We start from the raw sequence: 20,349 nt of genomic DNA on the forward strand, positions 1-20,349 counted from the left end.
CGATGCCCTCGCAGCTTTGCCGCAGCGCGGCAAAGCACAGCGGACCGCCCTGCCGGGCAACCGGCGCGGCCGGTTTTCAGGAATCGATGCGGGCGCGTTTGCGCCTAACCGTCAGGAGGGTTGTTCATGATTGAAATTGAGAAGCCGAGGATCGAAACAGCGGAGCTCACGTCAGACGGTTCTTATGGCCGCTTTGTGGTGGAGCCGCTGGAGCGCGGCTATGGTACGACGCTGGGCAACAGCCTGCGTCGTGTGCTGCTTTCCTCGCTTCCGGGCGTGGCGGTGACACAGGTCAAGATCGACGGCGTGCAGCATGAGTTTTCCACCGTGCCGGGCGTTAAAGAAGACGTCACCGAAATCATCCTCAACATCAAGGGCCTTACGGCCAAGCTGCACAGCGACGGCCCAAAGGTTGTATATATCGACGCCGAAGGCGAATGCAAAGTGACCGCCGGGGACATCAAAACCGATTCCGAAGTGGAGATTTTGGACCCCAACATGCACATTGCCACGCTGGCGGCGGGTGCCAAACTGTATATGGAGATCACACTGGATAAGGGGCGCGGCTATGTCGCGGCCGAGCGCAACAAGCAAAACCTCCAGCCCGCCATCGGGGTTATCCCGGTGGACTCCATCTATACGCCGGTGCTCAAAGTGAACTATGCGGTGGAGAACACGCGCGTCGGCCAGATTACCGACTATGACAAGCTCACGCTTGAAGTCTGGACGGACGCCACCATTTCCGCAAAGGAAGCGGTGTCCATCGGCGCGAAGATCCTCAACGAACATCTGGGCCTGTTTGTGGCGCTCTGCGCGGAAACGCAGTCCACCGAGATCATGGTCGAGAAAGACGATAAGAGCAAGGAAAAAGTGCTGGAGATGACGATTGAGGAGTTGGACCTTTCGGTGCGGTCGTTCAACTGCCTCAAGCGCGCGGGCATCAATACGGTGGAAGACCTCATCAACCGCACGGAAGACGATATGATGAAGGTGCGCAACCTTGGCCGCAAATCGCTGGAAGAAGTCATCAGCAAGCTCAATTCCCTTGGGTTTTCTTTAAAAAGGGATGAGGAATAAGTCCCTCGTCGCGCACAAAAAGGAGTGAGTGCAATGCCCGGAACCAGAAAACTTGGCAGATCGACAGACCATCGTTTGGCCATGCTCAGAGCCATGGTGACGTTCCTGTTGGAAAACGGCAAGATCGAAACCACGCTGGCTAGAGCCAAAGAAGTCCGTTCGCTCGCCGAAAAAATGATCACGCTTGGCAAAGAGACGGATCTCCATTCCAAACGGCAGATCTACTCGTTCATCACCAAAGAAGCGGTATCCAAAAAGGTGATCGACGAACTCGGCCCGAAATATAAAGAGGTAAGCGGCGGTTACACCCGCATTTACAAAATCGGCCCCCGGCGCGGCGACGCGGCGGAAATGGCCATCATTGAACTGATCTGATCTTTTTGTTGCTATCCGCCCTTTTCCAAAATGCCAGCGGCGCGTTTTGGAAAAGGGCGGTTTGTTTTGTATCCAAATGCGCTTTCGCATGCATATTTGCCCCTGCACCGTGCAAACTACCCGCAGAACGAGCACCCCATGCGAAAGGAGCAAACACAATGCCGGATAAATTTGAGCGCAAGCAAAACGGCGGCACCAGGCAAAAGGGACATACCCCCGCACCGGCGGGCGACCAGATCGGTGAAAATGCCGAAGAAGGCCGCTGGGCAAAAGAAGAAGGTAAAAAGCAAGACCGCAGATCGTAAGACAAACATCACCCGCTGTTCTACAGTTGAACAGCGGGTGATTTCTTATACCGCACAAAACAGGCCTATTTCTTCAGCCGTTTCGCCGTCAGGGACTGCACCGACACCTGAAACACCGCGACGGCGTCCATCATCCGCAGGTCAAACACAAAGGTCTTGCCGGGCCGGTAGTGCCGCATGATGCACTGGAGCGCATGCGCTTTTTCGGCATCGCCCAGCAGTCGGGCGGTACCCCGGCCGATCACGCTCTCATATTCCATGCTATAGCCGCATGCCGAATCTGCTTCCAGCAGGCGGTGTGCACCATCCATCTCAAAGGACACCCGCGGGTCTGCCGCAAGGCAGTCCAGCTTTTTGCCGGTTTTGGCGCAATGAAAATAGAGCAGGAGTGTGTCGCAGGCCTGCTCAAATCCGAAATTCATCGGCACGATATATGGGCTGTCCGCATCAAAAAAAGCCAGGCGGCAGACATCGCAGCGTTGCATGATGGCGATTTGTTCGTCCGGATCGGTCACTTCACGGTCGTTTCTTCTCACTGGGTGGGCCCTCTGCTTTCCGCGTTTCTCAGATGGCCTTCAGGATGCCTTCCACCACATGGTTGGACTGGACGGAGGCTTTCTGTTCAAATTCCTCATAGGTGATGGGCGCGGTTTCGTCTGCCAGATCGGAGATGGTGCGCACGATCAGAAACGGTACTTCGTTGAGGAAGCATACGTGCCCGATGGCGGCGCCCTCCATCTCGCAGCACACACCGCCCAGTTCACGGATAAGTGCTTTGGTCTCGCCTGCTTCCACAAAGCAGTCGCCGGACGCAATATCCCCCATGCGAAAGCACTCCACTTCCGGTGTGGCTGTGCAGACGTTCCGGGCAATCTCCGCCAGGCGCGCATCGCAGGTGAAGCGCGCCTGGAATGGATAGTATTTTTCCAACAGGGAGGCCGGGTTAAAATCGTGGTAGAAAACCTCGTTCCCGATGACCACATCGAGGGTGTGCAGGTCTTTGGCAATGCCGCCCGCAATGCCCATATTGATGATGCAGTCTACCCCGAACGCGTCGATAAGGTGCTGGGCGCAGGCCGCCGCGTTCACTTTGCCGATGCCGCTGCACGCAAACAGGACGGTATTGTTTCCATATGTGCCTTCCCACACTTTATAGAAATGCGGAGTGGAGAGCGGTTTGGCACCGCATTTTTGGATGATGCTCTCAATTTCGACCGGCATGGCCGACAGTACGCCGATTTTTGCCATAGGATCACCTTCCGTTCGTGCGTTGCCGCACGGTTTTCACGTTCTGCCGGATGGTTCCGGCAACCAATTGCCATTATACCATAGAAAAGGTTGCGAAAACAGGAAAAGTATTTTATTATAGAAGGAGTTTATTTGTCCGAGAGGGAAAAACGGGTCTGCCTGTTGGCTGGGAGGAATCGATTTGGATCGCGAAGATGTGTTCCAGTTCATGGAAGAAAACGATGTGAAATTTATTCGTTTTCAGTTTACCGATATCAGCGGCATCATGAAAAACATCGCCATCAACTACTCCAATCTGGAAAGTGCGCTGGACGGCGTTTTGTTCGACGGGTATGCGGTGGACGGGTTTTCCCGCTCCGAAGAATCCGAGATGCTGCTGGTGCCCGAGCTGGATACGCTGAATATTTTTCCGTGGCGGCCCCAGCAGGGGAAAGTGGTGCGTTTTATCTGTGATGTGCTTTCGCAGGACGGCACGCCGTTTGCGGGTGATCCGCGCTATATTCTCAAAAAGATGGTCGCCAAAGCCGCCGCCAAAGGCTATATGTTCTTAGTGGAACCGGAATGTGAATTTTTCCTGTTCCACACCGACGAGCATGGCCTGCCCACCACCCAGACGCACGACACAGCCGGTTATTTCGATCTGGCGCCTATCGATCTGGGCGAAAACGCCCGGCGGGAGGTCTGCCTGTCGCTGGAGAACATGGGCTTTTTGGTGGAATCCAGCCACCATGAGGTGGCTGCCGGACAGCATGAAATTGATTTCCGGTATGATGATGCACTCAAAACGGCGGACAACATCGAGACGTTCCGCATGGTGGTCAAGATCATTGCGCAGAAACACGGCCTGCATGCCACGTTCATGCCCAAGCCGTTGCATAATGAGGCCGGTTCCGGTATGCACATCAATATGTCGCTGGTGCGGGGAGAACAAGACGTTTTGGCCGATCCAAACGACGAACTGGGCCTTTCCAAAGAGGGCTATTATTTTATCGGCGGCATCATGAAGCATATTCGCGGCCTGACCGCCCTGTGCAATCCGCTGGTCAACTCCTACAAACGTCTGGTGCCCGGCACCGAGGCGCCTGCCTATATCCTGTGGGCGCGCAAAAACCGCGGGCCGCTCATCCGTGTGCCGTATTTCAAAGACGGGCGCGCACGCGTCGAACTGCTCAGCCCGGATCCCGCCTGTAACCCGTATCTGTCGCTGGCCGCGTTGCTCGGCGCGGGGATGGAAGGCATTGAGAAACAGATTACACCGCCGCCGGAGATGAAAGCCAACATTCAGGATATGAGTCCGCGCGCCATCCGGGAAGCGGGTATCGAGCGCCTGCCCGCCACGCTTGGCGAGGCGCTGGACGCATTGGAGCAGGATGCGCTGCTACGGGAAATTCTGGGCGAACATGCGTTCCGCAGCTATCTGAGCACCAAACGGGCCGAGTGGGATTCATACTGTGAAACGGTGCACCCCTGGGAAACAGGCCGTTACCTGTCTATCTATTGAGAAGAGGAAGCGGGTGCAACGGCTCACCCGCGCCACACAAAACGTACATTTGGAGGGTGTAGATTGAGTGACGGGATGCTTGTCGTGTGTGGACAGCGTGCTTTCTGCAAAAATCTTTGTGATCTGATCGCTTCGTCGATCGCGATCCATCCCATCGTCGCCACCTCCGGCGCGGAAGCGCGCCGCAAAACGTCCATGCATGAGATGGAGGCGGTGTTGCTGGCAGGCAAGCTGCCGGATGAAAACACGCTGGACCTCGCACTGGAACTGTCACAGAGCGGCGTGGCCGGTGTGATGATCGTCATCGACCGGGGCACGTTGTTTGAGGCGCATGAGGTGCTGGACGGCAGCGGCGTGACCATTTTGGCAAACCCCTTGACCAAAGATGCGCTGATACAGGCTATCCGTCTGGTGATGAAGGTGGCGGAAGGCGGCGGTACGCTCGACCGCGCCAAGCTGATGCTGGTGCAGCAGAAAGGGTGGACCGAACCGCAGGCGCACCGATATATCCAGAAACTGAGTATGGACAAACGTCTGCCACGCGAGTTGGCGGCACAACTGGTCATCAAGGCGCTGGAGCGCGAACAGCAGGCCAAAGAGGAATCATAAAACAGCAGCCATGCCTTGAGGGCATGGCTGCTGTCTGTTTGTGCGTGGTTTGTTCCGGTTTATTTAAACAGATAGAGCGAAGCGCCGGATACACCATTGGAGGAAGAACCGGAAGTCGAGGTGCTTCCGTATGCAGATGCGTTGACGAGGGTTGCGTTCGCTTTTACATAGGAGGTGATCTCCGAACTGGAGCTCATGCCTGCTCCGCTGCTGTCGGAAAGCAGGAAATATGTGACCTTGCCCTCCTTGACCAGCTTCTTGAGCTCCGAGAGGGTGATGCCGTTGTCCGAACCGAGGAACCCGCCGTATGCTACGGCCGGGAGTCCGGTGTCCACGATGAACGCCGCCACATCGTCGGCTCTGGCCGCCACTACCAGATAGCTGCCGGCTTTATAATGCGCTACCAAATAGGTTTCCAGCGCTTTGGTGCCGCTGTCGGCCGTGGTGAGGTTTTCCTGGTTGGTGGTCATGCCCGCTGTTTGGGTGTCGGTGGCCAGTTCCGGTCCTGCATACGGCATGGTGCTGTTGATGGGCGGATACCACACTACTGTCAGGCACCAGTAGAGCGGTCCCGTCAGCATGGCTGCCAGCATGCAGCCGGTTGCGATCAGCCGGATCAGATTTGCGCGGCGCAGCCGGGGAAGGATGCGTGGCAGGAACAGGCCGATGAGAGCCGCGCCCGTCAGCACCGCCATAAGCGGGATCATCCACCCGCGCAGCGCCGGGTAGCCGGAGATGTAGACGGTCTCGGAGACGAACATAGCCGCCAGGGAGGCGGGCAGCAGCCATTGTTTCCAACCCTGCCGATCGCGGAATGCCTTGAACATTTGCACCAGGCCGATGCCAGCCAGCCCGGCGATGCCCGGTGCGAGGATGCAGAGGTAGTACCGGTGGAAGAAGCTGGCGAAGCTGAAGAATCCGACCATAGTGCCCAGCCACAGCGCCCAATAAAGAATCATGGCTGCTTTTTCGTTCCGTTTTTTCCAGGTCGATCTGCTTGCGCAGGCTGCGATGCCGAAGAGAGCAAGGATGATGAGCCAGGACGCCTGCCCGTACATGGTGCTGCCCCACAGACGGAACATGCCGGCGGTGCCGATGTCGTTGCCATTGCCGCTCATGCCGCCCGTGCCGCCGGGCCTGCCGCCTGTGCCGCCGTTCTGCCCGCCGGCGTTGTTGTTCGTGCTGCCGCCGTTGGCATTGTTGTTATTGGCGGTGTTTCCGTTTTGTCCGCCGGGCCCGCCAAAGCCGCCCGTACCGCCGTTCTGCCCGCCGGCGTTGTTGTTTGTGTTGCCGCCGTTGGCATTGTTGTTATTGGTGGCGTTTCCGTTTTGTCCGCCGGGCCCGCCCATGCCGCCGTTCTGCCCGCCGGCATTGTTGTTGTTCGTGCTGCCGCCGTTTTGTCCGCCGGGCCCGCCCATGCCGCCCGTGCCGCCGCCCTGCCCGAACAGCCGTTCCGCTCCGTTGTGGCCCGTGATGAGCTCCCAAACGGTGTTGTTGGTAGAGCTGCCCACATACGGGCGTTCGGACGCGGGCGTGAGGTCTACCGCCACCGTCCACGAGAGAGAAACCGCGAGCATGATGCCGATGCCTACGATGGCCGTGAGGATCCGTTTGCCGATCTTCTGTTTGGAAAATATAAGAAAAACAATGCCCATGGCCGGTACGGCAAGGTAGGCTTCCAGCATTTTGACATTGAAGCCGATGCCGACCATCAGTGCCGCCAGAAAGAAATACCGGGCCTTGCCGGTCTCAATGGAGCGGAAGAGGAACCAGGTGGCCGCCAACAACACGAAGACCAGTTGGAGGTCCATGGTATTGTTGCGCGCGGCCACCACCACCGAGGGCGTGAGCGCGAGCACCAGCGCGGAAATCAGCCCCGCCGGCCTGCCGAACCGTTTGGCCACCAGTAGGTACATCATGAGGGAACAACCGGTGCCGGCCAACGCCTGCGGCAGCAGCATGGCCCAGCCGTGGTAGCCGAAGATGAGGACAAAGATTGCCTGCACCCAAAGCCCGATAGGTGGTTTGTCCACCGAAACCACGCCTGCCGGGTCGAAGGCGACGAAAAAGAAATTGTGGACGTTTTGCGTCATGCTGCGGATGGCCGCCGCATAGTAGGCGTTGCCGTAGCCCACACTGGAAATGCTCCAGAAATTCAGCCCGAACGAAAGTGCCGCGATGCCCGCCAGAATCAGCAGGGCCCATTTTCGGGACAGTTGGCTGGAAGAACTCTTGTCTGGTAAAACGATCATATCTTGCATATGCTCACCCCGTTTGGTCGATGTTGCCGCATGCTTTTCAAGCTGCGTACAGGATACCGCACAGAGGTGAAGGGTGCATGTGCCCTCTGTGAAATCTGCATGAAAGCGGGCACAGCCCACGTTTCGGTTCGGGAAAATGAAGCGGGGATACTGCGTGACAAAGCGCTGCACCCTCCGGATGAGCGGCGGGCACGGTGCAAAATCATCCGTTCGGTGGATTCCTTTTCCGCACCTTTCTGATAACATAGCAGGTGGAAGGTGATGAAAATGGAAACGATTCTGACGGTGAAGAACCTGTCAAAGCGGTTCAAAGAAAAAGAAGTGCTGAAAGGCCTGGATTTTACAGTGGACGCAGGGGAGATCCTCTGCCTGCTCGGGCCAAACGGTGCCGGAAAAAGCACGACCATCAACATCCTCACCGGCGTGCTGGGGCACGACGGCGGTGAGGTGCTCTATCACGGCCAAAGCATCCGCGGCCGCCTGCGCGCCTACCGGCAGCGGCTGGGCGTGGTGCCGCAGGACATCGCGCTGTATGAGGAACTCACGGCTGAGCGCAACCTGCGGTTTTTCGCCGGGCTGTATGGCCTGCGTGGGCGGGAACTCGACCGTGCGACGGACGAGGCGCTGGCGCTGGCGGGGCTGGAAGACCGGCGGCGCGATGTGATCAAAACATTTTCGGGCGGGATGAAACGGCGGCTGAATATTGCCTGCGCTATTGCGCATCGCCCGGAGCTGGTCATCATGGACGAACCCACCGTGGGCATCGACCCACAGTCGCGCAACCACATCCTCGAAAGCATCCGCACCCTGCGCGGTCAGGGCATGACGGTGCTCTACACCACGCATTACATGGAGGAGGTGGAAGCCATCTCCTCCCGCATCATCATCATGGATCACGGGCAGATCATCGCGGAGGGCACCAAAGAGAGCCTCAAGCAGGCCTATGAGGATCAGCGGCGCTACACGCTCACAGTGGAAGGTGCGGAAGGACTGCAGGCGTCAGACCTTTACAGGGTCGAAGGAATCGTTTCGGCGCAGATCGGGGAACATGCCGTCGAAATCACGTCGCTGCGCGGAGTGGCCAATCTCGACCGCATCATTGCCCTGTTGTATGAAAAAGGGGTGGAGATTCAAAACATTACCAGCGAGGAAGCAAGTCTGGAGACGGTATTCCTTAAGCTGACCGGCCGCACCCTGCGGGATTGACGGAAAGGAGGAAAAATATGCGGCGCTTTGGCATCATTTTTCGCATAGACCTGTTCAATGTGTTCAAAAATCCGGTGCTGGTGGGCTACAACACCTTGTTCACGGTGGCGCTGGTGTTCACGCTCGGTTATCTTAACGGCGGCGCCTATGCCGACGGCTGGACGGCTTACCGGTATTATCTGGTGTCGTTTTTGGTCTACTCGGTGCTCACCGGCTCGATGACCGCGTCCAACGCCTTTATGGAGCGGGATATCAAAAAACCCAATCTGCGCATTCTGTTTTCACCGGCGGGCAGCTTCCCTATCTATTTTTCAAAAATTCTGGCTTCGGCGCTGTTCGATTACATTTGCCACGGAACGCTGGCGGTGGCGCTGGGCGCGCTGTTCCATTTCCCCAATTTCGGGCAGTTCTGGCTGTTGCTGTTGGTGCTCATTCCACTGGAACTGGCCTCCGCCGCGCTGGGGACGTTTTTCTGCTGTGTGCTGCACAGTGAGGAAAGCACCAGCAGTCTGCTCAGCACAGTCATCGGCGTGCTGGCGTTTTTGGGAGGGACGTTCTTTTCGCTGGACAGCATGGGTGGGGTGGTGGCGCTGATTTCCCGCTGCTCGCCCGTCAAATGGATCAATGACGCTCTGTTTGCCCTGCTTATCGACGGCAATGCCGCCGTGGCCGCCCCGCTGTTTTTCGGCGCGTTGGCGGCCGCCGCCGCGCTGACGGCGGGTTGCGTCCGCTTTTTCCACACGGAGGATTATGTATGCTGACCATTTTACGGAACGATTACAGCCGCATGCGCAAGCGTCTGGCAGGCATCCTGATCTTTACGGTCGTCACGCTTGTTGCGATGGGGCTTGCGGTCTACCTTGCCCACCAGCCGGTGAAAGGCCATATTGCGCTGGTGACGGCGAACGCCGCCGCGCCGGTCCACTCTGCCCGGCTGGATGTGACGGTGCTGCGCAAAGCGCCTCCGGAATCGGCGCTGGTGCGCGGGCAGTACGACGCGTTTGTCTTTGATGAGGGCGGCGGGCGCTACCGTGTTCAGACATTGCGCAACGCGCAGTTCAAGGCGATGGTGCAGGCCCTGCTGACCGATCCGCAGGCAAAAGTGCCCAGCCAGAGCGGCGAACGCGGCGTGGGGGAAAATGTCATCGGGTTTTCCATGCTCTTTCTGCTGATGAGCACGATCACCAACCTGCTGATGTTTGGGGAAGACAAGGAGCAGGGGCAGCTTTCCCGCATCGAGGTCACGCCGGTTTCGGGCGTCGGCTACCTGGCCGGGCACTGTGTATACGCGCTGACGATGTTTCTGCCGCCGCTTGTGCTGCTGGCGGGGCTGCAAGAGGCGGGCGTGGCCATCGGGTTTTCGCTGGGGATGTATGCGCTGCTGTTCCTGGCGCTGGCGGTGCTTGGCATCCCGCTCGCGTTGCTGCTGTACACCCTGCTTGACAAGGCGGACAACGCCACCATGCTCGGCTCCAGCATTCTTGTATTCACCACGGTGCTGGCTGGCGGATTCTATGCCAACAGCCGAAAAAACGCCGTGCTGGATACGCTGGTCGGCGCGCTGCCGCAGAAACAGTTGCTGCTGTTTGCCGCGCAGGCGGAAAAGGGCGTGGGCGTAGCGCATGCGGGGCATCTGCTTTATGTGTTTGCGTGGGGCGTGGCGCTGTTTGCGCTTTCCGGATTTCTTCTGCGTCGCAGGCGGCAGCGCGGATAGCGGGCTTGCCAACCGGACGGTTTTATCATACAATCTGGGAGGTGAAAGCATTTTCCAAACGGGGAGGGGAGCGGGCCATGCGGTTGCCGGATACGCTGGGCGCGGCGTTGTTGACAAAACTGAAGATGCCTGCGCCGCGGCGCGGATACATCGCGCGCCGCGGGCTGTTTGAAAAACTGGCGCGCTGGGAATCGTTCGGCGTGATCTATATCCGGGGTGCGGCGGGCATGGGCAAAACCACGCTGGTCAGCTCGTTTTTGAAAGAACATACTGCTTTGCATGCCGCATGGTTGTCGCTGGACGCGGAGGACGACGACCTGTTTGTTTTCTGGCATGATTTCGCCGCCGCCATGGCTACGTTGCCGGGTATGGACGCCAAGCGGCTGACCGGGCTGTTTGATGCAGGCGAACTTTCCGGCGCGCAGGCGGACGTGATTGCGCGCCGGGCGCTGGAAGCGGCGGACGGCATGGAGCCCGGCTTACTGGTGCTGGACGATCTGCACCTGTTGCGGGACGAAGGCCTGCTGCACACGCTGGAAACATTTATCGCCGCGCTGCCGGAGCAGCTGCATCTTTGTCTGCTCTCGCGCGAGGCCCCGGCGGTTTATCTCGGCGGGCTGGCGGTGGAGGGCAGGCTGCTGTTCATCGACGGCGAGGCGCTTGCAATCTCTGCGGAAGAAGGCGTGCGCTTTTTGCGCGATACGCTGGGGATGGAAGAAGCGGACGAGCGCGCCGCGCGCCTGGCCGCGCAGGCGGAGGGCTGGATCGGCGGATTGCAACTGCTCGCCGCGGCCGACGGCATGGGGGCCGCAAGCCCACGCACCGGGCGCGCGCTGGCGGGGGAGTATCTTACACATGAGATTTTTGCCACACTTTCCGGTGAAGAGCAGCGCTTTCTGACCGTGACTGCTATCCTGCCGTATTTCGACGCGGTGCTCTGCGCGACGCTGCTGGGGCCGGGTGCCTACCATGAGATCATCGGGCGGCTGGTGGGCAAAAACCTTTTCCTCATCTGCGTGGACGAAGAGTGCGGCGTTTATCGTTACCACAGCATCCTGGGGGACTATTTGAAGCAGCAGTTCGCCGCGCTGCCCCAAGACGAGCAAACCGTGCTGCACCGGCGGGCCGCCGCAGCATTCCTTTCGCGCGGGGAGCGGCAGGCGGCTTTGCCGCACCTGCTGGCTGCAGGGGCCTATGCCGAGGCGGGGCAGCAGCTTGCGCTGCTTTCCACCCGTGCCGAGACCTGGCATTATCTCAATCGGCTGCCGCTCGAGGTGGTGATGGAGGATCCGAATCTTGCCATCCAGTCCGTCTATTATAATTTGCTGGTGCACCCCGATATGGAGCGCGCCAGGCAGGTGTTCCGTGCGTTCCGGGAAGACCGGGCGGGCGAGATATTTGCCCGCACGTTGGGACAGGCGGGTATCTATGTGGGGGAAACGGTGGATTTCAAAAACCCGCCCGCGCCGGTGTCGCCCGAACAGATCGAGCAGACGGGTCTGGGCCCGCTTTCGCAGGCGCTGGCTTATGTGCAGGGCGCGTCGCTGCTGCTGGAGCGCGATGAGTATGCGGAATGCGCGCGTTTTGCTGCGCGGGCATACGATATCGCCGGAGGACGCAGCCCGTTTGTAGATTTTTACCTGTTTTCATCGCGTGCGCAGTTGGCGGAGGAGACCGGCGAGCTAAACGAAAGCCTTCGCATGTATGGGCAGATGGCGGACGCGGTGGCGCGCTCGCCCACCACCAGCCTACTTGGCGTCTACCACGCCATAGGGCGCACCGGGGTCTATCTCAAGCGGTTGGAAAAAGAACCGGCCGCCGCCGCGCTGGAGGAAGCCGACCGGGGCCTGAAAGCGTTTCCCCATTTTCCGTTTTTGATGACCTATGGCTATGCCTATAACCGATTGGAATACGACCTGATCTTCGGCCCGGTTGACGCGGCGATGGACGGGCTGGAAAACTTGCTCCGCTGGAGCACACGGGATTTTCAGAGCGTCCTCGTATGCGACCGGCTGCTGCTGTATCCGTTGGTGCAGCGCTGCCTGCCCGCCGTGTGGGAGGAACGGTTCTTTGCCGAGTATCAAGCGGACGGTGGGCATATCCCGTTTTCCGCGCGGCTGGTGGGGGCGCGGCTGCTGTGGCGGCGGGGCCAACGCGGCACCGCCCTGCGGCAGGTGGAGGAGGCGCTGGCGTTCTCGCGTGCTAACCACAACCGTCTGGCGCTGGTGGGTGCGGGCCTGCTCAAAGCCGCCATGCTGCTCGAAAGCGGAGGGGAGGCGCGCACCGTGCGCAACTTGCTGCGCGAGGCGCTTCATTACGCATGGGAAAACCACATTTTGCTGCCGTTTTATGTGGAGCGTGCCGCATTGGGGGACGCGCTGCACGCTCTGCCCGGCGCGGAACTGGCATCGGGAGAGCGGGCGTTCTGGCAGGAAGTGTGTGCGTTGGCGCCTCCTGCGGCACCTGACGGAGTGGAAACGCTGAGTGCCCGGGAGTGCGAGGTACTGCGCGAACTGGCGCACGGCCTGACCAACGCGCAGATTGCGGATAGGCTGTGTATCACACCGGCCACCGTCAAGACACACTTATGGAAAGCTGGGCGTGTCCACGCGGGTGCAGGCCGCAGAGGAAGCGCACAGGCAGGGTCTGCTGCCGTGAACCGGCGCAAACACATACGGCCCCGCGCGGCAATGCCGCACGGGGCCGTATGTGCGTATCGGGTTACAGGGACATAGATGCCGTTATGGCACGCATGCCGTTTTTAAACAGCAGGAGCAACTGTGAGGAATAGGCTTTGACATAAAGCGGATCGCCCTGGAACAGGCTCACCCAGAACCACTTGTTGCGCTCCTGGCGCTCATGTGACCACTTCTGGATGCCCAGGCTCCAGTTGTATACCCCGCCGCAGACAAAGCTTTTTTTCTGCACCCGCGCGGGGATGAAGCGCCCGTTTTGATCCAGTCGGCAGGACGAGATCGCGTGGTTGCAGAAGAAATTAAGCTGGTCGTACCGGGACCGCAGGATGACCGGCGTTACCGGCGAGGTGAGCAGCGAGGAGACAAAATCATTTTCGTTCTGATAATTGAGAATCTTCCGTTTTTCAGCGGCGACGGTTTCCGCGTATTTTTCTAAAAATGCAAGGCTGAAACCCGGCGAGTTGAACGTGACGCACTGCCGGATATTGGCGCGCACCGGTTCCGGTGAAAGGAACGTGCAGATCTGCGCGACGTGCCCGCCCAGTGAGTGCCCGACGAAATAAAGCGTGTGCCCCGGCTGGCCGAACAGATCGGCGCGCTCGTCAATGTAGGCCAGCGCTTCGCGATGCTGGTCGATGAGCAGGTTGTTGGAGATGTCCAGACTGGCGTGCCAGTCGTTGAGATGGTCTTTGGGATTTTCGCTGCCGCGGAAGACCACCGCGGAGGTATGGTCGTCGATATGTACGGTGAAGCCGTAGAGGCCGGATTCGACAGGTGTGTTGTGCGCGCAGATGCCGGTGACGATCCAGCCTGCGTAGGCGTCGTTGTTCGGATCGGTGAGAAAATGCACCTGATCGTCATAGACCCAGGCGTGCACGCCGGTGAGCTTTGGGGGCCGGAGCGGATCGTTGGGTGTACCCAGAAGCCGACGGTAGGAAGCCAGCAGGTCCCCCACGCTGCATGTCACATGCGCCTGTCCGCGGGAAGGCCACGGCGTGCCGTCCGCGCGCAGCGGGTCGAAATATACCAGCTGCGCCAAAAAACTAAAATCCTGTTCCGTCAGATCATTCTGCAACCCGTCCATCTCCCAAGAGCCGCCCGCAGGCGAATTTCCACAACAGTGTATGCCCATAGTAACATGGAGGTGTGCGCCTGTCAAATCTTAAAATGTAAAGTTTTTTGCACAGCAGACTTTGCGGTGGAAATTCCGGTATCTTCGCGGCCTGGAATTCCGGATTTCTATCCAGTCCGGCGGTTGTGCCGTGCGGTCGAAGCCGCGTTTTCCGCATGCATCTCGGGCATTTTTGAAAATCAAAAGCCATTGGCTGCGTTTTTACGCGCCGCTTCTTCCGGAATGGCGTATGCGTGCAGATGCTCGATTTCGGTTTCAGGCAGTCAGCATGGCAAACAGGGCCGCAATCCGGCCCTTTGCCGCCGCGGCTTTGCGCGGCAGGCCGCGGCAGAACGCTTCCGCCTGCCGACAGCTTTCCGCATCCGTGGTTTCACCGCTGTAGCGCGCCTTCAGATACAGCTCCGTTGTGCCGGCAAAGCCCGTGATGCCGAGAATTCGTTCCACCTCGCGCGCATAGCGCTGGGGCGTTTCGCTGGGGCCGCAGGGGCGCCCCAGCCGTGCGAAGAACCGCAGGCAGTAAAGATACAGCGAGATGACCTGCGTGTTCCGCGGTTTCCGCCGTAGCCTGGCAAACCATACGGCGCGCCCGGCCATTCGGCCTGCCAGAGCCAGCGCGCACAATCCTATTGCTGTCAGCACGATCACCCAGGGAGAAACAGGTCCGCCCGTGGTTTTGCCGTCGGCCGCCTGCCCGGAAGAAGCCGGTGCGGCCGGTGCGGATGACGCGGCGGAAGACGGGACGGAGAGGGTGGACGGGATGGAGGAAGCAGCTTTGCTGCTCTGCGCGGATTGTACCGATGACGCGCCTACCCCGGACGCGGAAGGCCCGATGCCGGGCGTGGGGTCCTCGGTTACGTAACCGAGCAGTTGGGTATACACTTCGACCCATGCGTGCGACTGGTTGTTGGTGACAATGTGTGTACCGTCTCCGTCTTCGCCCGGAGGGGAAACATATCCCTCCACATAACGGGCGGGATAGCCGGCCGCGCGGAGCAGCACCGTCATGGCGGTGGCGAAATGGACACAATAGCCCTCGTGTGAACGGAACAGGAAATCGTCCACAAATTCCGATCCGGCGGGCGCGGCGGGTACATCGGTGCGGTAGCGGCAGTTTTTTGCCAGCCATGCGCGGATAGCGTCCGATGCCTCCAGGGCGTTGCGGCTGTTCTGCGTGAGGGCCTTTGCCAGCGCGAGGGTGCGCTTGGTGACGGAGGCGGGCAGAGCGGTGTCGGCGGCGTATGCGGCTGTGCTTTCCTGCATCAGCGCGGTGTAGCTGTCGGGGGTGCCGGTGCGCACAGTTTCCAGAAACGGCTCGGTTCGCTGGTCGTAATCCGCTTCCAGAGAGGCAAAGGCGGTGCTCTGCATGTCGATGTACGGGTATTCCAACGTATAGCTGTTGCCGGTACGCAGTATGGATGCGGCCTCATATGATCCGTTTTGGAACAGCGGAAACCGGATGCTGCCGGATTGCCATTGCGTGAACCCGAGCGGCAGGAACAGCGTGCGGTATCCGCCGCGCAGCAGGTGAACGGTGAGGGTGCGCAGGGATGCGGAAGCACGCTCCGGGAGCGGTTGATATGGACGAAACCGTGCGGAGCCGGAAAGGAAGGCAGATCCCATCATCGGGTGCAGGGTTTCGAATGAGGAAAAATCGGAGGCGGTCTGTGTTTTGTCCACCGTCCAGGTGCCGTCGCGATAGGTGGTATAGGCGCGCCCCTTAAGATAAAACGGCGCTATACCGGTGACCGAGAAGATCTGCGTATCGTCCGGATACAGCGGACCGCCGAGCTGCTTGGTGGTGATGTTGTCCGCAAAGCCGGACAGCCCGCCTTTGAACAGGTCCGCCAAGCCTTTGATTTGCAGGCGCTGCATGTCCTGCACGGCGGGGAGTTGTTCAAGCCCCGCCAATATGGCGAGCGTGACGAGGAACGCGGCGCCGAGAAAACCGTTCAGCGCGCCCAGGCGCCGCAGGCGATGCCGGGAAGGCGGTAGCTGCATGTCCAGAAAAAGCGCCGCGCAGAATAGGCAGAAGAGCGCCGTCACGCGGATATCCACGTCATAGCCGCCGGCGGCCAGATAGGTGATGCCGATCAGTCCGCCGGCGGCCCAGAAAAGGGTGCCGGTGCGTGTACGCACGGCATAAAACCCCAATATGGCGACCGGCATGGCGACAAGGTAAAACAGCCATGGGTAAAGCAGCGTCTGTGGGGAAGCGAGGATGTCCGTGAGGTGGAAAAGGGCATACAGGATGAGCGCGATGCCGGCGGAGACCCAGGCAAATACGGAGAAATACAGGGATTTCCGGCCGCGTACGCACAGGATGAGCGGCAGGAGCACCGCTGTGTCCAGTCCCAGCAGGGGCCACGGGGAGTCGGTAAATGTGTGCGGGATCAAAAATGCCTTGAACAGTTCATGCGTGAGTGCGGCCGCCGAACCCAGCAGCAGTGCCATACGGATGAGCCGATCTGCGGTCGCCTGCTTCATCCGGGCTCTCCCTTTGTGTCGGCGGCGCGCGGCGCTCCGTCCTGCACGGTATCCATGGAAAGGACGCGGCAGTTCATACCCGCTTGCACGAGCGGCGTAAGCCGTGCGTCCGTGTCGAATGGCGCAGTATCTGTGACCCACAGCAGCGCCGGTTGCGCGCCTGCCTGCCGCCAAGCGAGCAGTTTACGTATCAGCGCATCGGTCAGTCGAGCGGTGCAGAGCAGTATGCCGTCGGCCTGCGTGCCGGACAGAGCGGTAGGAAGATCGTCCGCAGAGGGATGGTCCGCTGCGGCTGCCCAATGTCTCCCCAGCGCCTCCAGATCCTGTCTGCCTGCCGGATGGCACAGACGCGGACCGTCCGAGCCTGTGTAAAGGACGGTCACCTCCAACCCGCTCTCCAGCGCGGTGAGCGCCGCGCGCAGCGGTTCCTCGGCCAGCCGGTCGAATTCCGCGGGTGTACCTGCCTGCGGCGCGAGGTCGGCGGCGATGACCATACCGCGTCGTGTGGATCGTTCATACATGCGGCTCATAAAAGCGCCGGTATGGGCGGTCAGTTTCCAGTGGATGCCGTGCAGCGGGTCGCCGGCGGCGTATTGCCGGACACCGTCGTAGTTTCCGGAGGGTATGCCGGATTGTGAAACGGCGGAGTCCCCCTCCTGCCGGTGGTACGCTGGTGCGCCCGCAGTATCCAGGCGCGGTGCGACTACGGTTTCCAGCGTGGCATGGCCGTGCATGGAAAAATTGAACAGGCCGCTGATGTCGCGTACCGTGAACCGTTCCAGCCGGATACGGCAGAGCCCCACGTGCGCGCATGCGACAGGCAGCGTGAACTGCCGCGTTTGCCCGGGTGCGAACGTCAGTGTCTGGGTGAAACGCTGTGCCTCGCAGCCCGGTTGGATGACTTCCGCTGTGACCGTTACGCAGGGCAAAGGCAGGAGGCTACGGTTTTTCAGCGTGAAAACGCCCTCCGCGGCTGCACCGCGGACCAATGCCCGTCCGCGCAGGCAAACGCTGCACTTCATCCGCAGAGCGCCCGCCAGTGCGCAGACAGCCGAGCACAGAAGCAGGGAGACGAGCAGGGCGGCGGGAAAAAATCCGCCGATGGGGCGCATGACCAGTGCAGGCAGCAGGGCGATGGCAACCAGCACGAAAAGCAGCAGGAGTTTGTATGGCAAACGCATGGGTATTCCTCTTTACGGCCGGCTCTGCACCAGGGAAGGCGCGGGAATTCCGGCAAACACCTCGTCCAGCACATCCTGTGTGGTCCGGCCGTCCAGCCGGGCGGCACCGTTCAGACGGATACGGTGGCAAAGCGCATGCGGGGCCAGCGTGCGCACATCGTCCGGCACAACATACCCGCGCCCGCGAAGCAGCGCGTAAGCGCGCGCCAGTTGCAGGAGCGCCAGGGAGCCGCGCGGGCTCACGCCCAGCTCCACGCCCGGATGCCGACGGGTGCCGGTGATGACGGCGACGATATAACGGGCCACGCTCTCGTCCACCCGCACCTGTTCCGCCGTTTTGCGGATGCGCAGAAGGTCCGCCGCGGTGGCAACGGGGGTTAGACGCGTTTTCTGTCCTTTGCCGTCCAGCAGAATGCGCACTTCTTCCTCAAAAGCGGGGTAGCCCAGTGAGATGCGGATGAGGAAACGGTCGATCTGGGCCTCCGGCAGCGGATATGTGCCGACGAATTCGATGGGGTTCTGGGTGGCCAACACCATGAAAGGCTGCGGGAGCGGGTAGGTCTGGGAATCGACGGTGACCTGGTTTTCCTCCATGATCTCCAACAGGCCCGCCTGTGTTTTGGGCGAGGCGCGGTTGATCTCGTCCGCCAGTACGAAATGGCTGATGACCGGGCCGGGCCGGAACGTGAAGACACCGTCTTTGGGGTTGAAAACGGAAAAGCCGGTGATGTCCGACGGGAGAATGTCGGGCGTGAACTGGATACGCCGGAAGTCGCAGTCCACCGATGCGGCCAGCGCCGAGGCAAGCCGCGTTTTTCCCACGCCCGGGATATCCTCCAGCAGCACATGGCCCCCGCAGGCAAGGGCGGTCACCACCAGTTCGATGGCATCCCGTTTGCCGACGATGACGTTCTCCACATTTTCGATGATGCGCTCTAAAATACGTTGGGCGTCCTCCATCATTTTTCCTCCAGCAGCCGCGTCTGTTCCCTGAAAAGAGGATGGACAGCACAGACGCACCTCATACATACGACGGCGAAAACAGGCACAAACCGGGCAAAAGATCGTACAAATTGTAGAATAAACTCATAATATTACAAAAAGCGGCGGCAGGCGCACGGTCTGTCGATGATCTGATGCGGAAAACCTAAGATCCGGCGTTGGTCCAGCAGGCGCGTGCGGCTTCAAGGTTCTCGGCGAACGCCTGGTCGGCGGTGCGCGAGCCGCTGAAGATCTGCAGCACGGGGGAACCCTGCGCAGGCCAGTCAAACAGGCGCTGGTAATAGACCGGCTGAGTGGAAAGCATGTAAAGGGTGTCCCCTTGCCAGAGATCGGCTGCGCTTTTCAGCAGGCGAGGCAGAGCGTTTTCCTGTTTCTTGTCCAGAAGAAAAGGGGTGGGGGTTCCGGTCGCCGAGATAAACAGGGCAAGTTCCTCATCCGAGGTGAGGTCGGAAAGGAACGTCTGCGCCAGCGATGGAGCGGCGGCTTTGGCAGGCACCACGGCGATGCCGGGGATATAGGCGGCAAGCAACGCGGCGCTTTTCGAGCCGTCCGGCGCTGGGAGCGGCATGACGCGAATATCCGTGTTTTCCTGTGAGGTGTCCGCGGCGAAAGCGGACAGATAGCCGATCGGCATCATGGCCGCGTGCCCGGCGCTGAAGGCTTTGACGGCCGCATCCTGGTTCATTGTCAGAGGTGTGCCGTAGGAGTTCTGAGGCACGAGCTGCTCAAAAGCCTGCAACCCCACCAGGCGCCCCTGTTGCCCGTAAACGTCCGGACTCTGCATGGACAGGTAGGTCTGTATGGACGCCTGTCCCTCATATTGTGTCCACCAGGTGGCCACATTGTCCGTCCAGTCGTCCGCATGATCCGCGCTCCATGCGAACGGGGAAAGGCCGGTCTGGCGGATCTGCGTGCACAGGGTTGCAAACGCCGACATGGTTTGCGGCACCTGCCAGCCGTTTTGTGCGAACAGGTTCGCGTGGTAGAGCAGGCCGCCGGTCTGCGCGCCCCAGGGATAGATATAATATTGCCCGTTCAGCGCGCAGGAAGCGGCGACGCCGGCGCGCAGTTCGGTAAGGAGCGGCGTGCCGCCGCCGGAGCCGGTATAGAGGGTGTTCAGGTTGGCCAGCAAGCCCGCCGAAGCGTCCTGCTGCCAGTTGGTGCGGGCAAGGAAGATCAGGTCGGGCGTGTTCGGCCCGGACTGGAGCAGGGCGGTGTAATGTTGTGTCAGGTGGTTGTCCGCTGTGATCTTCAGCGCAATATCCGGATGCGCTTTGGAAAACGCTTTGGAAACGCTGTCCATCCAGTTGGTTCCGTACAGGCTGCCGTCATAGGTGATGCGCAGTGTCTTTTGGACGGGCCGGCTGGTTTCCTCCGTGTTTTTGGTGCAGGCTGTGGCCAGCAACAGCAAGCAGACGGCCAGAACCGCTGCCAGGGCCTTTTTCATGCGCATTTACCTCCAACGCCGTAGGATTTCCTTCTTATTCTACCATTATATACGCTTATCCTGCCGGTTTTCAAGGGCAACACAAAGGGCTGCCGGAAACATATCTTTCCG

Annotated in this window: 17 protein-coding genes; 9 read left to right on the plus strand and 8 right to left on the minus strand. The window is 60.0% G+C overall.

All coding sequences use genetic code 11. The features are described from left to right. Positions 1–126: 126 nt before the first annotated feature. From ETHHA_RS02035 to ETHHA_RS15395, 3 genes are all read left to right on the plus strand, one after another. The gene (locus ETHHA_RS02035; protein WP_013484362.1) at positions 127–1,077 is read left to right on the plus strand and encodes a DNA-directed RNA polymerase subunit alpha; all 951 of its coding nucleotides are present in this window, start codon (positions 127–129) and stop codon (positions 1,075–1,077) included. 33 nt (positions 1,078–1,110) lie between these two features. Continuing rightward, positions 1,111–1,452 (plus strand): 50S ribosomal protein L17, encoded by a 342-nt coding sequence (gene rplQ / locus ETHHA_RS02040; RefSeq protein ID WP_013484363.1) that lies wholly within the window; start codon positions 1,111–1,113, stop codon positions 1,450–1,452. A gap of 158 nt (positions 1,453–1,610) precedes the next feature. Beyond that, positions 1,611–1,757: a hypothetical protein gene (locus ETHHA_RS15395; protein ID WP_013484364.1), complete on the plus strand. Its 147-nt coding sequence runs from the start codon at positions 1,611–1,613 to the stop codon at positions 1,755–1,757. 65 nt (positions 1,758–1,822) lie between these two features. Here ETHHA_RS15395 and ETHHA_RS02045 read toward each other — a convergent pair whose 3' ends face one another. Together ETHHA_RS02045 and ETHHA_RS02050 are read right to left on the minus strand one after the other, a co-directional pair. Further along, positions 1,823–2,293 carry a pyridoxamine 5'-phosphate oxidase family protein gene (locus tag ETHHA_RS02045; protein WP_013484365.1) on the minus strand — a complete coding sequence of 157 codons (471 nt, stop codon included), beginning with the start codon at positions 2,291–2,293 and terminating at the stop codon, positions 1,823–1,825. Between the two features lie 28 nt (positions 2,294–2,321). Beyond that, the gene (locus tag ETHHA_RS02050; RefSeq protein WP_013484366.1) at positions 2,322–3,005 is read right to left on the minus strand and encodes a 5'-methylthioadenosine/adenosylhomocysteine nucleosidase; all 684 of its coding nucleotides are present in this window, start codon (positions 3,003–3,005) and stop codon (positions 2,322–2,324) included. Positions 3,006–3,186: 181 nt separating this feature from the next. Here ETHHA_RS02050 and glnA point away from each other — a divergent pair, with 181 nt between their 5' ends. Beyond that, complete coding sequence (gene glnA / locus ETHHA_RS02055) at positions 3,187–4,506, plus strand: type I glutamate--ammonia ligase (RefSeq protein ID WP_013484367.1); 1,320 nt, start codon at positions 3,187–3,189, stop codon at positions 4,504–4,506. A gap of 63 nt (positions 4,507–4,569) precedes the next feature. Further along, positions 4,570–5,115, plus strand: a complete 546-nt coding sequence (locus tag ETHHA_RS02060; RefSeq protein ID WP_013484368.1) for an ANTAR domain-containing response regulator — start codon at positions 4,570–4,572, stop codon at positions 5,113–5,115. Positions 5,116–5,174: 59 nt separating this feature from the next. Here ETHHA_RS02060 and ETHHA_RS14245 read toward each other — a convergent pair whose 3' ends face one another. After that, entirely contained in the window at positions 5,175–7,376 is a 2,202-nt protein-coding gene (locus ETHHA_RS14245) for an ArnT family glycosyltransferase (RefSeq protein WP_049776522.1), read from the minus strand. A gap of 267 nt (positions 7,377–7,643) precedes the next feature. Here ETHHA_RS14245 and ETHHA_RS02070 point away from each other — a divergent pair, with 267 nt between their 5' ends. From ETHHA_RS02070 to ETHHA_RS02085, 4 genes are all read left to right on the plus strand, one after another. Further along, positions 7,644–8,582 (plus strand): ABC transporter ATP-binding protein, encoded by a 939-nt coding sequence (locus ETHHA_RS02070; RefSeq protein WP_041687035.1) that lies wholly within the window; start codon positions 7,644–7,646, stop codon positions 8,580–8,582. 17 nt (positions 8,583–8,599) lie between these two features. Next, positions 8,600–9,343, plus strand: a complete 744-nt coding sequence (locus ETHHA_RS02075) for an ABC transporter permease (RefSeq protein ID WP_013484371.1) — start codon at positions 8,600–8,602, stop codon at positions 9,341–9,343. Next, on the plus strand, positions 9,337–10,296 hold the full coding sequence (locus ETHHA_RS02080) for an ABC transporter permease (RefSeq protein ID WP_013484372.1): 960 nt from the start codon (positions 9,337–9,339) through the stop codon (positions 10,294–10,296). Before ETHHA_RS02075 ends, ETHHA_RS02080 begins: the two co-directional genes overlap by 7 nt. A 77-nt stretch (positions 10,297–10,373) precedes the next feature. After that, positions 10,374–13,031: a helix-turn-helix transcriptional regulator gene (locus ETHHA_RS02085; RefSeq protein ID WP_013484373.1), complete on the plus strand. Its 2,658-nt coding sequence runs from the start codon at positions 10,374–10,376 to the stop codon at positions 13,029–13,031. On the opposite strand, the gene ETHHA_RS02090 is transcribed toward ETHHA_RS02085, so the two are convergent. The 5 genes from ETHHA_RS02090 to ETHHA_RS02110 all read right to left on the minus strand — a co-directional run bounded on the left by ETHHA_RS02090 (position 13,018) and on the right by ETHHA_RS02110 (position 20,238). Beyond that, a complete protein-coding gene (locus ETHHA_RS02090) occupies positions 13,018–14,076 on the minus strand; it encodes an Mbeg1-like protein (protein ID WP_013484374.1) in 1,059 nt (352 codons plus the stop codon). The genes ETHHA_RS02085 and ETHHA_RS02090 overlap by 14 nt on opposite strands. A gap of 303 nt (positions 14,077–14,379) precedes the next feature. Next, positions 14,380–16,608: a DUF4129 domain-containing transglutaminase family protein gene (locus ETHHA_RS02095; RefSeq protein WP_013484375.1), complete on the minus strand. Its 2,229-nt coding sequence runs from the start codon at positions 16,606–16,608 to the stop codon at positions 14,380–14,382. Then, the gene (locus tag ETHHA_RS02100; protein ID WP_013484376.1) at positions 16,605–17,789 is read right to left on the minus strand and encodes a DUF58 domain-containing protein; all 1,185 of its coding nucleotides are present in this window, start codon (positions 17,787–17,789) and stop codon (positions 16,605–16,607) included. Before ETHHA_RS02100 ends, ETHHA_RS02095 begins: the two co-directional genes overlap by 4 nt. A 12-nt stretch (positions 17,790–17,801) precedes the next feature. Next, positions 17,802–18,749, minus strand: coding sequence for an AAA family ATPase (locus ETHHA_RS02105; protein WP_013484377.1), 948 nt, complete (start codon positions 18,747–18,749; stop codon positions 17,802–17,804). A gap of 187 nt (positions 18,750–18,936) precedes the next feature. After that, positions 18,937–20,238 (minus strand): ABC transporter substrate-binding protein, encoded by a 1,302-nt coding sequence (locus ETHHA_RS02110; RefSeq protein WP_013484378.1) that lies wholly within the window; start codon positions 20,236–20,238, stop codon positions 18,937–18,939. Positions 20,239–20,349: the final 111 nt, after the last annotated feature.

The sequence above is a fragment of the Ethanoligenens harbinense YUAN-3 genome, from assembly GCF_000178115.2.
GTDB classification, from domain to species: Bacteria; Bacillota; Clostridia; order Oscillospirales; family Ethanoligenentaceae; genus Ethanoligenens; species Ethanoligenens harbinense.